We start from the raw sequence: 14,818 nt of genomic DNA on the forward strand, positions 1-14,818 counted from the left end.
CAAGCAATCCACAGCCCAGAGTCTGCAGAACCAGATCACTCGCCGCGACCCCATTTCTCAGCGCCGTCGGGACTGTCAAACGAGTGCTGTAACTGGGGTAGTTGAGGCTACTGACGGGCTGCCGACAGGCGGCCGTCGAAGGTGATGTCGAAAGCGTTCAGCGCGGTCTTCCAGCGCATGGTCCAGCGGGCCTGTCCCTTGCCGGTGGGGTCGAGGGACATGATCGCCATGTAGACGCACTTCAGGGCGGCCTGCTCATTGGGGAAGTGGCCGCGGGCCTTGACCGCCCGACGAATGCGCGCGTTCACCGACTCGATCGCGTTCGTCGTGCAGACGATGCGGCGGATCTCGGTGTCGAACCGCAGGAAGGGGGAGAACTCTTCCCAGGCGTTCTCCCACAGTTTCACGATCGCCGGATACTTCCGGCCCCAGGCATCGGCGAACTCGGCGAGCCGCTCCAGGGCGGCCTCCTCGGTGGGAGCGGTGTAGACCGGCTTGAGGAGACGGGCGATCTTGTCCCAGTCCTGGCGTGATGGTTGGGTGTTCTGCTTCTTCTTGCCGGAGACGAACGCGCAGCGGCCCGGCCGGTGAGCCTTCGGTCGGCGGACCTGGGTCTCGGTCCCGTCGATCCGCAAGGTCACGCCCTCCGCATCGGCGTAGGCGAACACGTCGGCCAACGTCCGCAGTCGCACTCCGGGCCGACCGGGGGACGGCGAAGCCGCGGTCGGCGAGCAGCGGGCGGATCTCGCCGATGGCCTCGGTGACGGTGGAGCGGCCGACCCCGTAGAGCTCGGCGAGCGCGGCGTGCGGGAGCTGAGTGCGCAGGTGGACCAGGGCGACCAGCACTCGGTCGGTGAACACCGGCCCGGCGGCACGGTGACGCTTCTCTCCCCGCCGCTGATGCAATGCCGATTCACGCCGGGCCTGCCACGGCCCGGCCAACTCCTCGATCAAACTGCCGAGATGCGCGCGCGAGATGCCCGTGAAGGCAGGATGGGACAAGGCCGCACGGGCCCAATTCGTGGTCACACTCGAAGAACCCGTGCGGCCGTCCCCACGTCACGGCCTGTGATCGCGCTCATGTTTGGCGGGCAGGACGGAAGTCCTCCTCCAGGAACGCCGAAACCGCCTCGGTGAACGCCTCCGGCGCTGCGTGGTGGATCAGGTGTCCCACCGGGATGGTGACCATTCGCCCGCCACGGATGCAGCGGGCGAGCTCAGCGACGCCGGCCTGGGGAACATGACTTTGTGGGCCGCCGGCGATCACGAGGGTCTCGGCGGTGATCCGGTCGAGTCGCTCCAGCCACCTGGGATCGGGCTGGTCGATCTGCCGCCTGACAGCCAACACCATCTCCCAGTCGAAGGTCAGGGCGCCGTCCGGCCTGGCCGGGGTGCTCGGCTCCCGGGGACGGGGAACCGACACATCCTCCAGGACAAGCCGGCTCACCCATTGCGGATGGTCCTCCGCGAGCAGGTAGGCCACGAGCCCGCCCATGGAGTGCCCGATCAGACCCACCGGTCCAAGCCCCAGTGCGTCCAGGAACCGGAGCACATCGGCCTGCATCATTTCGAGCGAGTAGTCCCCCGGCCAGTCGCTTCGGCCGTGACCGCGAAGATCGAGGGCATACACCCTTCGGCTCCGGGCGAGAGCGGGCGCAACCGCCTCCCAATCGGTGGCATCCTTGCCCAGCGCGTGCAACAGGACGAGTGGCGGAGCATCCGCAGGACCCGACAGCTGATAAGCCAGCCGGACCTCGCCAACGTCGACCGAGCGTTGATCAACCATGTCCGGAGGATATGCGGACAAGTCCCGCCGGAGATTGGCGTTCACCAGCAGCCGAACCACCATCCCCAGTCAGCAGCTCGGATTCTCAGCCACACGGTTCCGGCCCCGACCTTCAATAGCCGACAAAGCCGTAAAAACGCGAGGCCTACGCCAACGACCTCGACGACCCCCGCGCCCTGATCGCGGTGTCCGCAGCCTCCAACCGGTCCAAGGCCGACAAGGACCCCAGTACGTGGATGCCCCCCTCACGCCAACTACCACTGCCAGTACCTCACCGACTGGGTCACCGACAAACCCGCTACCGCCTCACCGTCGACCCCACCGAACAAGCCGTCCTCGCCGAAGGCCTGGCCCGCTGCCCCGACCTGCCCATCCACGTCACCCTCGCCCGCTAGCCTCCCGAGCCGGACTGGCCGGGAGCCGCCATCGTGGCGTCGGCGCCCGGCGCAAGGCCGTCCTGCCCAGCTGGCGACGGGGTGTGGAGGGCGCCGTATTCGCGGGCGAAGCGGTTGGCCTCCGCGGCGGAGCCCGTCATGCGATGCAGCCAGAACCCGTACGCCACCGACACGACCTGCTCCCCGGTCAGATGCAGCCTCCACCGTTTGATCCCGTGATCGCACGAGGCCGTACGGACCTGCTCAGCAAGCCCTTCAGCGGGCGGGATGCGGAGCTGGTCGGCGAGGTTGATGAATACGCGCAGGGCTGCTTTCTGCGACGGGATGAGTTCCACCGGCCGTCCAGCACCGGTTTCGGTGGGCGTCGCCTCGGCGCGGGGGCGGAGTCGGCCGTAGGTGTGGGTGTCGTGCCCGTGCGGGGTCAGGCGGGCTGCCCACCGTACGGGCCGGCCCTCCAGCACCGACAGCTCTGCCCGGTCCCCCTCCCCGCCAGCTCCACCAGCCCCTGGCCTGCCAGGGTGCCGGCCTGCTGCTGGTGGATCAGGAGGAACTCCGTGTCGAGTGTCCAGCCGTGCCCCACCACCTGCCCGCGCTCACACAGTGCCAAGACGGGCAGTACTCTCTCCCAACTCCGCATCCCACTCCCCCGCCCACGGCTCCGTACCCATTGGTCTCCGCCGACCGTGGACACGGCCTGGGCCCATGCGGCGCGAAGAAGGGAAAGGCCAACCCACCGAGCGACCAGACACAACCGTGTTGCCGCCCGCCCTCCGGTGTCACAAGGCGGCGCTCTGAGGACAGGGTGCGCGCGGAGATTCCGCAGCGTGTGGCGGCGGGTGAGGAAAAGCGAATCCCGCCTCCGAATACCGGAGGCGGGATCGTGTCGAGCGCCGGGCAGGCCTTGCACCTGCATCTCCCCGCAGGAAGCGGGGCATCTTTCCTTGGACCACCAACGCCAGGCCCACCACTGAGAGTTCGAGTGGCGAACGCGAGATCAACTGTACCGCAGCCGCGGTGCTGCACATGGTCCCAGAGATGTTCGCCTTGACCGAGTGGAGGGCGTCGAAGGTGACGACCGTGCCGGTCAGGTCCAGCGGTGCCAGCAGGGGCCGGAAGTGTGAGGTCTCGTTCGTCTTGGTGCCGACCTCCACCTGGGCGAGGGTCACGACCGGGTCGTGGGTGACCGCGGAGAGCAGATGCCGGCGCGTCGCGGACAGACGGGCTGATCCCTTGAGTGCTTTGCCGTCGACAGCGATCACCCGCGGCCGCCTCGACGCGGAAGCCGACGGCGCCGGGCCGGGTCCGGTGGTGGTGCGGTGCCGGTCGGCCAGATAGGCGCCCACCGCGCGGTCCAGGGCGTCCCCGTCAACAGCCCCCAGCACACGGCCGATCGTGGCCGGCGACGGAGCGTGCCGCCATCTGAGCAGGTGACGACGGATCCCGATCACTGTCAGCAGTGCGTCCGAGGCACGCTGGCCCCACTCAGAGAGTTCGTCGATGCTCCTCGCGCCCGAGACGACCGCGCAGGCACATACCAGCAGGATCGCGGTCAGCGAGTACCACCGCCCCCGACGTGCGCGCGGGTCTGGCACCGAGTCGAAGTAGGGGCGCAGGTCAGTGATCCGGCCGGCATCCAGCGGACCCAGCTTCACCAGCACGGCAGGGACGGGGGAAGATGCAGCGGCAGGCACGGGCAACCTCATGATCATCGGGCTTAGTCACCACAATGATCACGAAGCCCGTGCCTGCCCTGCTACGCGCCCCAACCGGTCACAACCCGACCACTCGGACGACCCTGGAACTTGCAACCGCCCTGGCCGGGCGGACGCCTTTCTACGAGCCCGGACTCTCCGAACTGCTCGCGGAGCAGATCGACTTGGGACGACTGCGGTTCACCGACTCGTACGAGCAGGCCGCCGCGATCGGCGACGTGCACTTCCTGTGCGGCGCGACCCCGCAGCGCGCGGACGGCGGTGCGGCGGACTTCACCCACGTCGACTCCGCGATCGACTCGCTGGCCCCGTACCTCGACCGTGCCTGCCTGGTGGTCGGCAAGTCCACCGTCCCCGTCGGTACGGCGGACCGGCTGATGGAGCGCCTCGCCGCGGCGGCGCCGGTCGGAGCCGGTGCGGCGCTCGCCTGGAACCCGGAGTTCCTGCGCGAGGGTTTCGCCATCGACGACACCCTGCGCCCGGACCGGCTGGTGTTCCGTGTCAGCCCGAAGTCGCCAGGAGCCGAGGCCGTCCTGCGCGAGGTGTACACCCCGCTCGCCCCCCAACCGCCCATGCTGGTGACCGACCTGGTGACGGCGGAGTTGGTCAAGGTCTCCGCCAACTCCTTCCTCGCCACCAAGATCTCGTTCATCAACGCCATGGCCGAGGTGTGCGAGACGGTCGGCGCCGATGTGGTCCAGCTCAGCGCGGCACTGTCCTACGACGCCAGGATCGGCGGGCTCTTCCTGAACGCGGGCATCGGGTTCGGCGGCGGCTGCCTGCCGAAGGACATCCGAGCCTTCCAGGCCCGTGCCGAGGAACTCGGTGTCGGCCGGCGCTGCACTTCCTGCGCGAGGTGGACGCCGTCAACCTGCGCCGCCGCGAGCGGGTCGTGCGGCTCGCCACCGAGCTGTGCGGGGGCGATCCGGCCGGGCGCCGCATAGCTGTGTGGGGCGCCGCGTTCAAGCCGAACTCCGACGACATCCGCGACTCCCCGTCCCTCGACGTGGCCTCGCGGTTGCACGCGCTGGGCGCCCAGGTCAGCGTCTACGACCCGAAGGCCATGGACCACGCGCGCAAGCTGCGGCCGCAGTTGGAGTACGCGACCGACCCGGTGGCCGCGGCCGAGGGCGCGGACGTCCTGCTGCTGACGGAATGGCGCGAGTTCCGTGAGGCGGACCCGGCCGCCGTCGCCGCGGTGGCCGCGCGGCTCGCGGTGATCGACGGTCGGAACGCCCTCGACCGCGCGCGGTGGGAAGCGGCCGGCTGGACCTACCGGGGACTCGGCGGACCGTAGCGGTCCACCGGGGCCGGACGGTCCGCGTGCTGCCGGCGGACGCCGGTGGTGGGACCTGACGGGTGAGCCCCGGACCCCCGGGTGGGGCGGTCCGGGGCTCACCCGTTGCGGACGGTCGGCCGGGGCCGACCTACCGGGCGGGCGTCAGCTATGGATATAGGGGATCGTCCCCTTGCATTCGATGGCCGCCCTCCCTGCGGAGCGCTTCCGCCGTGCGGCCGAGCCGGGGCCCGTACGCGGTACGGCACGCCGCTGCGGCGGACCGGGTCACCGCCTACCCGAGCACCCCTGGTCGAGCGCGCCCGCTGGGGCCGTCAGGTCAGGCCCGCGGAGTGAACGGCCAGGGCGATCTGCACCCGGTTGGTGAGTTCCAGCTTGGTGAGGATGTGGGAGACGTGGGCCTTCACCGTGGCCAGACTCATGTACAGCTCCGCGGCGATCTCCGCGTTGGTCTTGCCCTGCCCCACGGCCACCGCGACTTCCCGTTCCCGGGGGCCCAGCCGGTCGAGTCGGGTGCGCGCCTCGGCGCTCCCCGGGCGCCGGTCCGTTCCGATGCCCCGGGTGACGCGGGCGATGAGCTGCTCGGTCACCGCGGGTGACAGCACCGGCTCGCCCGCGTGCGCCCGGCGCACCGCCGCGACGATCTCGGCGGGTGGGGTGTGCTTGAGCAGGAAGCCGGCCGCGCCGGCCTGGAGCGCGCGGAGGACCTGCTCGTCCTCCCGGAAGGTCGTCAGCATGACGACGGTCGGCGGATCGGGGCGGGTACGGAGCGCCGTGGTCGCTTCGAGGCCGTCCACGTCGGGCATCCGGATATCCATCAGCACCAGGTCGGGGCGGTGCTCGTCGACCAGCGCGGGGACCTCGCCGCCGTCCCCCGCCTCGGCCACGACGTCGATGTCGCCGGCGCCGCTGAGCATCAGGCGGAGCCCGGCGCGGACCAGCGGGTCGTCGTCGATGAGCAGTACACGGATCATACGGGCCAGGGTAGCCAGGCCCGCAGCACGTAGCCGGTCGTGGTCCTGCCGTGGCTGAGCCTGCCCCCGGCCAGTGTGACGCGTTCCTCCAGGCCGATCAGTCCCTGGCCGGCGCCGGGGATGCCGTCACGCGTCGTGCCGCCCGCGGCCGGGTTGGTCAGTTCCAGGCTGAGCCCCGCGCCGGGGCCGCCTTCCACCGTGATCCTGACCGGAGAACCGTGGGCGTGCTTTCTGGCGTTCGTCAGGCCTTCCTGGACGATCCGGTAGGCCGTGAGGCCGGCGAGACCCGTCGGACCGCCCGGTTCGGCGCAGCGGATGTCGAGGTCGACCCGCATGCCGGCACTCTGCGACTCCTCGACCAGGTCGGGTACCTCGGACAGACCGGTCTGCGGAGGCCGGGTTCCGTCGCCGGTGGAGTCCTCGGCCGGCGAACGCAGGACGTGCAGCACCACCTGGAGGTCCTCCAGTGCCTGGTGCGCGCTCTCCCTGATCACGGCGGCCGCGCGGGCTGTTTCCGCCGCGGAGGCGTTGGAGTTGAACTCCAGCGCGCCGGCGTGGACGCTCAGCAGCGAGAGCCGGTGCGCCAAAACGTCGTGCATCTCCCGGGCGATGTCCTCCCTGGCCTGCTGCTGGGCGCGCTGGGCGCGGAGCACAGCCTCCGCTTCGGCCCGTTCGGTGCGCTCGTGGAGGGAGCGGACGAACAGCCCCCAGCCGACCGCCGCGGCGATCAGGACCGCCACGATCACCGCGCCGGCGATCGGCCCCCCGGAGACGGAGGGGTGCATGAGGAAGTAGACGGGTATGGGCAGCAGCGCCAGCAGGCCGACGGTCAGGATGGTGCGCGGTGGCTTGAGGACGGCGACCGTGAAGAGCGCCACGACCAGGGGCACGACGGCCGGGGTGACGCTCGCGGCCGCCGCGGCCACGACGGCGGCAGCGGTCGGCCACCGCCTTCGCCACCACAGCATCCCGGTGGCCGCCAAAGTGATCGGGTTCACCACCCAGGTGAAACCGAAGAGCAGCGGCGACGACAGGCTCAGCGTGCGGGCGGGCCACGTACCGGCGCCGAACTCCGGACTCAGATCCAGGGCGCCCCTGCTCCGCCCGTGGGACAGGGCAGCCGACAGCACCACGGTCAGGATGACTATGCCGAGGTCGATGGTCTTCTCGCGCCGGGAACTGCTCACAAGGGACAAAGGTAAGCGACCGGCCGGGATCGCCCGGGGCGGAAGAGCCGGCCGGGGAAAACCACAGACTTTGGTCTGCGCGGGAACCGACTTTGAGCCGAGGCGGCCGGCGGACCGGCACACCTAGCGTTCGGGGAGTCACCTCACAGGTCTTCCGAGAAGGGTTCGGCCATGAAGAAATACGTCCTGCTCCTGGTGGGTGCGCTGCTCGCGCTCTCCGGCGGTGTGCCGCTGGCAGAGCGGCTCTACGCACACCTCACGCTCTGGGGATTCGGCGTACCCGGCTACGGGCCGTCGTTGATCAAGCTGGCCCTGGCGCTCGCCGGTGTCGCGGCGCTGGTCCTCGCGACGCGGCTGCCCGGCTCCCCCTGGCGCCGTTCCCGCCCCGAGGAGGGGTAGCGGCGCCGCGACCGACCGATGGGCGCGTCCGCCCCCGTCCCTCCCCGACGCCTACGCCCAAGCCCACGCCGCAAGGCCGGGCCGGCCGTCGCCGCGCACCGGCGCGACGGCCGGCCCGATCCGGCGGCGTACCCTCCACGCGGTGGCCGCGACCTGGGCGCGGGCGCGCCGCGTCCGGCCCGGTCCGGGCTCCCCGCCGGCCACCTTCCTGACCACGGCCCGACGCTCCCGGGTACCCGCCCAGGCGCCTTCCGAACCGCAGAACAGCACCACCCGGTGAGAGGTTTTCCGATGTCCCTGTACGACCGCATACGACGAACGCGCCTACGGCGGGAGCGCATACCACCGTTCCGCACGCGACGGCCCCGCATCCGGCGACCGCGCCTGGTCATCGCCCTCGCGACGGCCGTGACCGCCGTCGTGGCCGTGGCGTTGACCCTGTCCCTGACCGTCACGACGTACGATCACACGTCTCCCGCCGCTGCCCGGGGCAAGGCTTCGGGAGCGGCCACCGGGCCTGTCGACTGCCGCGAGGCGAAGTGTGTGGCCCTCACCTTCGACGGCGGCCCCAGCCCGACCACTCCCGGCCTGCTGGACATCCTGAAGCAGCAGCACCTGCACGCGACGTTCTTCCTACAGGGCAAGGGCCACATCGACACATACCCCGAGGTCATCCGTCGTATCGCGGACGAGGGGAGCGAAATCGGCAACCACACCTGGAACCACCGGGTCCTGACGCAGATCGACGCGGACGACGCCCGTCAGGAACTGACCAGTACGCAGGACGCCATCGAGAAGATCACCGGCACCAAGCCCGTCCTGATGCGTCCGCCGCAGGGCCGCACCGACCGCCAGGTGTCCGAGATCTGCCGGGAGCTGGGCCTGGCGCAGGTGCTGTGGAGCGTCACGGCGAAGGACTACGAGACGACCGACCCGGCCCTCATCACCCGGCGGGTGCTCGACCAGACCCACCGCGACGGCGTCATCCTGCTGCACGACCTGCACAAGGGGACCGTGCCCGCCGTCCCGGGGATCATCAAGGCGCTCAAGCAGCGCGGCTACACCATCGTCACGGTGTCCCAGCTCCTTGCCCCCGCCCAGCCCCAGCCGGGAATGGTCTACCGGCCCTGAACCGTCGGCGCTCCGGGGTCTGACGGTCCGTCAGGCGAATTTCTGCTCGGTCCAGATGGTCTTGCCGCGCTGCGTGTATCTCGTGCCCCAGCGTTGCGTCAGCTCCGCGGTCATGAAGAGCCCGCGGCCCCCCTCGTCGGTGGTCTGCGCGTACCGCAGATGGGGAGCTGTCGAGCTTCCGTCGGAGACCTCACAGATCAGGGACTGGTCACGCAGGAGACGCAGCCGGATCGGACTCTCGCCGTACCGGATCGCGTTGGTGACGAGTTCGCTCGCGCCCACCTGGGTGGCGAAGGTCATGTCCTCGGCGTTCCACGCCGCGAGTTGCCGCGCCACCAGAGCGCGCGCCGTGACCACCACGGCGGGATCCTTCGGCAGGTCCCAGGTGACGAACTGGTCTTCGCCGAGGCGGTGGGTCCGGGCGAGCAGCAGGACCGCGTCGCGGTCGGCCCGGTCCTGCAAGAGCTCCAGGACCGAGCTCGTCACTCACCGCGTCCAGGTCGGCGTCGGGTGCCATGAGGCGGTCGGCGAGCATGTCGAGAAAGCTCTCACGGTCGGTGGACGCGAGCAGCCCGTTGGAATAAAGGCCCAGGACGCTCCCTTCCGGGATGTCCAACTCGGCGGTACCGAACGGACTGTCGGCCGTTCCCATGGCGCCGCCGGCAGGTATGTCCGTGAGGTGCCGGCTTCCGTCGGGGTGTACGACCACCGGTACGGGATGGCCGGCGCTGGCCAGACTGAGGCGGCCGGACGCCGGATCGTAGATCGCGTAGAGACAGGTGGCTCCCGCGACCGCTCCTCCCGCCGCCTCACTGTGTGCCCCGGGATCGAGGCCGGACGCCCGCTCGGCGGTGATGCGGTTGACGAGGGTGTCGAGTCGGCCGAGGACTTCGTCCGGGCTGAGGTCGATCTCGGCCAGCGTGTGTACGGCGGTACGCAGCCGGCCCATGGCGGCGGCCGCGTACAGACCCGCGCCCCGCAGCGAACCGACGACCAGGGCGACGCGGGCCCCGGAGATCGGGATGACGTCGAGCCAGTCCGTCCCACCTCCGGCGGCGATGACACGGTGTGCGCTCTTCACGGCGCTCTGGCCGGGGAAGTGACTGGCGAGCAGATCCAGGTGCAGGGCACGCGCGATCGCGTGTTCGTGCTGGAACCGGCGGGCGTTGTCGACGGACAGCCCGGCGTGCGAGGCGAGTTCGGTCGCCGCCTCGATGTCACCCTGCTCGAAGTCCCTGCCGAACCGGTAGAAGGTCGCGAACCCCAAGGTGGCGCCGCGCGCGAGCAGCGGGACGACGAGGGTGGCGGGAGAGCCTCCCTTCGCAACCCAGGGCGGTTGCAAGTTCCAGGGTCGTCCGAGTGGTCGGGTTGTGACCGGTTGGGGCGCGTAGCAGGGCAGGCACGGGCTTCGTGATCATTGTGGTGACTAAGCCCGATGATCATGAGGTTGCCCGTGCCTGCCGCTGCATCTTCCCCCGTCCCTGCCGTGCTGGTGAAGCTGGGTCCGCTGGATGCCGGCCGGATCACTGACCTGCGCCCCTACTTCGACTCGGTGCCAGACCCGCGCGCACGTCGGGGGCGGTGGTACTCGCTGACCGCGATCCTGCTGGTATGTGCCTGCGCGGTCGTCTCGGGCGCGAGGAGCATCGACGAACTCTCTGAGTGGGGCCAGCGTGCCTCGGACGCACTGCTGACAGTGATCGGGATCCGTCGTCACCTGCTCAGATGGCGGCACGCTCCGTCGCCGGCCACGATCGGCCGTGTGCTGGGGGCTGTTGACGGGGACGCCCTGGACCGCGCGGTGGGCGCCTATCTGGCCGACCGGCACCGCACCACCACCGGACCCGGCCCGGCGCCGTCGGCTTCCGCGTCGAGGCGGCCGCGGGTGATCGCTGTCGACGGCAAAGCACTCAAGGGATCAGCCCGTCTGTCCGCGACGCGCCGGCATCTGCTCTCCGCGGTCACCCACGACCCGGTCGTGACCCTCGCCCAGGTGGAGGTCGGCACCAAGACGAACGAGACCTCACACTTCCGGCCCCTGCTGGCACCGCTGGACCTGACCGGCACGGTCGTCACCTTCGACGCCCTCCACTCGGTCAAGGCGAACATCTCCTGGCTGGTCGAGACGAAGAAGGCGCACTACATCGCCGTGATCAAAGCCAATCAGCCGGTCGCCCACCGCCAGATCGCGGGCCTGCCCTGGCGGGACATCGCCGTCCAGCACACCGCCTCCGTCACCGGGCACGGACGGCGGGAGTCACGGTCGGTCAAGACCTGCGGCATCGCCGACGGACTCGGCGGAATCGCGTGCCCCCACGCCCGCCTGGCCATCCGCGCCCACCGCCGCCGCAAGCCGACCGGCCAGCGCGAGAGCAGTGAAAGCGTCTACGCCGTGACCAGCATGGACGCCCACCAGACCAGCCCTGCCGACCTGGCCACCGCGATCCGCGGCCACTGGGGAATCGAGAACTCCTCGCACCACATCCGAGACGTCACCTTCGCCGAGGACACCTCCACCGTCCACACCGGAACCGCACCCCGCGCCATGGCAACCCTCCGCAACCTAGCCATCGGCGCGCTGAAAACCCTCGGAGCCCACAACATCGCCAAGACCACCCGGGCGATCCGCGACGAACCCAGGCGAGCACTCCCCATCCTGGGCATCACCAACGATCCGGACACCTACGGAACTTGATCAAGCCCTGCCACGGCAGTTGACGACGCCGTTCGACAACGTTCCGAGCAGAGGCACAGGCATGCCCGCCCGGCGGGTCGGTGACGTCGCACGCTCAGTGGTGCGTACGGAGTGCTATCGCTTGCGCACCCACTGTAACCAACCTAGGTTCTCAATCAGCGAGTGCTTGCCCGCGCTTCGTTCGGTTTACGTAACTGATGGAGTCCGGCAAATTCCAGCTCATTCCATCAGTCCGGCTGCCAGGTTATGTGCCACCTAGCCGCTTGTACTGCCGCACGACCGGATTGCGGTCTGCATCGAGAGTCAAGGAGAAAACCATGAAGAAGACGATTCTTGTCGCGGCGTGCGTCGCAGTGGCTACAGCGTTCCCGGCGGTGCCCAGCCAGGCAGCTCAGGCCGTACTCGTTGTGGATGACAACGGAGCGCAATGCCCGGGTGCACCTTTCACCACGATCCAGGCAGCGATTACTGCGGCCTCGCCGGGAGATGAGATCAGGGTCTGCGCCGGAACATACAACGAGGTTGTCACCGTGAACAAGGCGAATTTGCGGTTGGTCGGACCGGCCGCCGCCCCCAGTGGGACTGGGTGCCGCCGGGCCGGAGCTCCGAATCCGTCTAGGCAGGCGATCATTCAGTCGGCGGATGGTTCGGGCAGTGTCCGCTTGATGGAGAACGGCATCAGGTTCTCCCGCTTCACCGTTCAGAACAATACCTCCAGTTATGGCATTGTCACGAGTGCGGCACACTCAGGCTACCAAGTACGGCAGAACGTAATCCAGGACAACGTATTCGGAGTCTATTTCAACTCCAGCGGCACAAACCTCTCCGAGGTTGAACAGAACTGTATCCGTCAGAACAATAAACCCGGCTCCGCAAGCGGCAATGGAGTCTACTCGGACGCGGGCCTGAAGAACGCGGACATCGAAAACAATACATTTTCCGGTAACGAGAACTCTGGTGTCCTTCTGGACGCACCGGCACCCGGAGGAGTCGACAATGTCAGAGTAAATAGAAACACCTCCTTGAAAGATAGAGCCTTTGCATTCATCTTCAAGTCCAGCAACGTCTCCGTAGGGAAGAACATCATCCAGGACAACTTTGGCGCCCCCGGGATCTTCTTCGGCGACAGCAATACGAAATTGAGGATCACCTCCAACACCATTGAGAGGGGCTTCCTTGGCGTGCGGGCCAACGCCTTTGGCCTTTCGCCCAACACCAACGTCACCATCACCAGCAACATCATCAGAAATTCCAAATCAAGCACCGTCGGCCACGGCATCAGCGTGGCAGCGAACTCGCTCGCGAACTCCGTCATCTCCCGGAACGTCGCCAGCGACAACGCGGGCGACGGCATCCGCATCGATGCCGGCGGCAACGGGGGCAACACCATCGACTCCAACATCGCCCGCCGCAGCGGCATGCTCGACTGCCGCGACGCCACCAGTGGCCCCGGCACCGACGGCACGGCCAACACCTGGATTCGCAACATTGGCCCGAACGCGGCCCCTCCCGGCATCTGCCGCTGATCGAACTTACAAGGCGTATGTTGGCGGTTCGAAACCGTCCGCGCCCACCAGGTTCGGGACGCGAGAGAGGCCCAGGTCAACCGGTGTGAATCCCGGTGCCTGGGCCTTGATTATTGGCTGCTGGGGGCCGTCGTGCCGCTTACGTGCCGGCTGGTCCGTAGGGAGTCCGCCTGGCCGACGCCGACCGGCCCGAGGTCCGTTGTGGGGAGACAGGCGCACCGGTGTCGTACCTGCGGCGCCGAACCCGTCACGGTCGACGGCGACAGCGAGATGCGCCGGCAGTTCTCGATCTTCCTAACGGTCCGGATGCCCGGCGGGGGTCTGCGGACCGGCTGTGCAACCGACGATGATCGTTTACTCCTGGGACGCGGTCTTCTGCTTGAGGCGTTCGTAAGGAGTCTGGCCGCCGAGGCCGCCATGGGGGCGATGGTAGTTGTAGTAGTCCTCCCACTCGCGAAGCTTGTCGTTGAAGACCTCGGCGTCGTCGATGACGATGCCCTCCAGGAGCCGGTAGAACTCCTCGCCGTCGATCCGGTGGGAGCGTTCGACCTTCCCGTTCAGCCGCGGTGTGCGGGGCTTTATGTAGGCGTGGCCGATGCCTTTGTCGAGCACGTGGAAGTGGAAGGCGGACTGGAACTCGGCGCCGTTGTCCGTCTGGATCACCTCCACCTGGAACGGCAGCCTCTGCAGGACGTAGTCGACGAACTGGATGGCGGTGGCCTGGTTGAGCGTCGGATAGATCTTCAGGACCCGCAGCCGGGTGCAGTCGTCGATCGCCGTGAACTGGTAGTACTTGTTGCGGCCGCCGCGCCGGCCTTGAGGCATGGCTGCGAGCGGTTCGATGAACTTCACGTCGATTTGCACGCGGTGGCCGGGCAGCTGCTTCTCGTACCGCTTCCATCTGCGGTCGTGGCGCTTGTATCGCTGTGAGGTCGGCAGGCGTCCCATGTCCAGGCGCTTGAGGATCCGCCACACGCCCGACTTGCTGATCGTGACGTCGTGGTACCGCTTGAGGTACATCGCGATCTTCTCGGGCCCGAAGTGGTAGTTCTGCCGGAGATAGATGATCTTCCCTGCGACCTCCACGTGCGTGGCGTTCGGGCTGTGCTTGGGCGCCTTCGAGCGAGTGCGCAGCCCCTCGATGCCCTCAGCTTGGTAGCGGCGGTACCAGATGTAGTACGCCTGCCGGCTGATTCCGAAGTACCGGCAACTCATGGCGACGTTGCCGGTGACCTCTTCGACATGGCGTATGACGGCCAACCGTCGCTTGGCCTCGCGATCGAGCGGGGGTGTCTTCGACATGTCGATCTCCTAGTGATCGGAGACCCAGGTGTCAACGGTGATCGGCAGTTTTATATCCGCGACCGACCAGACCATGCTCAACCGTTCCAGCCGCGCAGTTCGCTTGCCGGTCATCTGCCCGGCCCCGAACGCCCGCCGCTGCTCCGCCGGAAGTGCCGGGTGAGCTCGCCGAGCACGGTGCGGGTGGCCCAGGCGGGAAATTCCATGTCCTGGTCGGTGTCGCATGGGTCCAGGGCCGAACTGACCCCGCCATGGGCACCGCCACTGACCCCCTCCCGTCGATGGCCGCATCACCGGGCACCGATCCGGCCTGGCGGCGCGCAGCAGCTCATCCGGGCACCGCGCGCCGCCAACGCGTCACCGGCATCCGGCCGACGAGGGCACCGTCCTGCCCGCGCCGCACAGGCAGGGCGG

Annotated in this window: 12 protein-coding genes and 4 pseudogenes; 6 read left to right on the plus strand and 10 right to left on the minus strand. The window is 68.7% G+C overall.

The annotated features are described in order from the left end of the window. Nucleotides 1-107 precede the first annotated feature (107 nt). The 3 genes and pseudogenes from OHB41_RS47745 to OHB41_RS47755 form a co-directional block, all read right to left on the minus strand. A pseudogene (locus tag OHB41_RS47745) lies at nt 108-533 on the minus strand (transposase); the annotation flags it as partial. Between the two features lie 6 nt (nt 534-539). Beyond that, nucleotides 540-1,029, minus strand: a pseudogene (locus OHB41_RS47750) (transposase family protein); the annotation flags it as partial. A 49-nt stretch (nt 1,030-1,078) separates the two neighbouring features. Next, nucleotides 1,079-1,786 (minus strand): alpha/beta fold hydrolase, encoded by a 708-nt coding sequence (locus OHB41_RS47755; RefSeq protein WP_266708405.1) that lies wholly within the window; start codon nt 1,784-1,786, stop codon nt 1,079-1,081. A gap of 185 nt (nt 1,787-1,971) precedes the next feature. Here OHB41_RS47755 and OHB41_RS47760 point away from each other — a divergent pair, with 185 nt between their 5' ends. After that, nucleotides 1,972-2,181 (plus strand): hypothetical protein, encoded by a 210-nt coding sequence (locus OHB41_RS47760; protein ID WP_266708240.1) that lies wholly within the window; start codon nt 1,972-1,974, stop codon nt 2,179-2,181. On the opposite strand, the gene OHB41_RS47765 is transcribed toward OHB41_RS47760, so the two are convergent. Both OHB41_RS47765 and OHB41_RS47770 read right to left on the minus strand, forming a co-directional pair. Further along, on the minus strand, nt 2,178-2,648 hold the full coding sequence (locus OHB41_RS47765) for a DUF6417 family protein (protein ID WP_526025112.1): 471 nt from the start codon (nt 2,646-2,648) through the stop codon (nt 2,178-2,180). The genes OHB41_RS47760 and OHB41_RS47765 overlap by 4 nt on opposite strands. A 309-nt stretch (nt 2,649-2,957) precedes the next feature. Further along, a complete protein-coding gene (locus OHB41_RS47770) occupies nt 2,958-3,839 on the minus strand; it encodes an ISAs1 family transposase (RefSeq protein ID WP_266708244.1) in 882 nt (293 codons plus the stop codon). Nucleotides 3,840-3,907: 68 nt separating this feature from the next. Between OHB41_RS47770 and OHB41_RS47775 the strand changes: the two are divergent. Further along, nucleotides 3,908-5,187, plus strand: a pseudogene (locus OHB41_RS47775) (UDP-glucose dehydrogenase family protein); the annotation flags it as partial. A gap of 317 nt (nt 5,188-5,504) precedes the next feature. Here OHB41_RS47775 and OHB41_RS47780 read toward each other — a convergent pair. Continuing rightward, nucleotides 5,505-6,164, minus strand: a complete 660-nt coding sequence (locus OHB41_RS47780) for a response regulator (protein ID WP_266708246.1) — start codon at nt 6,162-6,164, stop codon at nt 5,505-5,507. Then, entirely contained in the window at nt 6,161-7,351 is a 1,191-nt protein-coding gene (locus tag OHB41_RS47785; RefSeq protein ID WP_266708248.1) for a sensor histidine kinase, read from the minus strand. Before OHB41_RS47785 ends, OHB41_RS47780 begins: the two co-directional genes overlap by 4 nt. Nucleotides 7,352-7,522: 171 nt before the next feature. On the opposite strand from OHB41_RS47785, the gene OHB41_RS47790 reads away from it, so the two are divergent. Then, complete coding sequence (locus OHB41_RS47790) at nt 7,523-7,750, plus strand: hypothetical protein (protein ID WP_266708250.1); 228 nt, start codon at nt 7,523-7,525, stop codon at nt 7,748-7,750. Between the two features lie 291 nt (nt 7,751-8,041). Continuing rightward, nucleotides 8,042-8,881, plus strand: coding sequence for a polysaccharide deacetylase family protein (locus OHB41_RS47795; RefSeq protein WP_266708252.1), 840 nt, complete (start codon nt 8,042-8,044; stop codon nt 8,879-8,881). Nucleotides 8,882-8,911: 30 nt separating this feature from the next. On the opposite strand, the gene OHB41_RS47800 is transcribed toward OHB41_RS47795, so the two are convergent. Beyond that, nucleotides 8,912-9,367, minus strand: a complete 456-nt coding sequence (locus OHB41_RS47800) for an ATP-binding protein (RefSeq protein WP_266708254.1) — start codon at nt 9,365-9,367, stop codon at nt 8,912-8,914. Nucleotides 9,368-9,410: 43 nt separating this feature from the next. Next, nucleotides 9,411-9,962: pseudogene (locus OHB41_RS52480) on the minus strand (PP2C family protein-serine/threonine phosphatase); the annotation flags it as partial. A gap of 405 nt (nt 9,963-10,367) precedes the next feature. Between OHB41_RS52480 and OHB41_RS47805 the strand changes: the two are divergent. Beyond that, nucleotides 10,368-11,576, plus strand: coding sequence for an ISAs1 family transposase (locus OHB41_RS47805; protein WP_266708256.1), 1,209 nt, complete (start codon nt 10,368-10,370; stop codon nt 11,574-11,576). Between the two features lie 317 nt (nt 11,577-11,893). Beyond that, the gene (locus tag OHB41_RS47810) at nt 11,894-13,102 is read left to right on the plus strand and encodes a right-handed parallel beta-helix repeat-containing protein (protein WP_266708258.1); all 1,209 of its coding nucleotides are present in this window, start codon (nt 11,894-11,896) and stop codon (nt 13,100-13,102) included. A 354-nt stretch (nt 13,103-13,456) separates the two neighbouring features. On the opposite strand, the gene OHB41_RS47815 is transcribed toward OHB41_RS47810, so the two are convergent. Next, a complete protein-coding gene (locus OHB41_RS47815) occupies nt 13,457-14,404 on the minus strand; it encodes an IS481 family transposase (RefSeq protein WP_266708260.1) in 948 nt (315 codons plus the stop codon). Between the last annotated feature and the right edge of the window lie 414 nt (nt 14,405-14,818).

Origin of the sequence: Streptomyces sp. NBC_01571 (genome assembly GCF_026339875.1) — a bacterium.
Classification (GTDB): Bacteria; Actinomycetota; Actinomycetes; order Streptomycetales; family Streptomycetaceae; genus Streptomyces.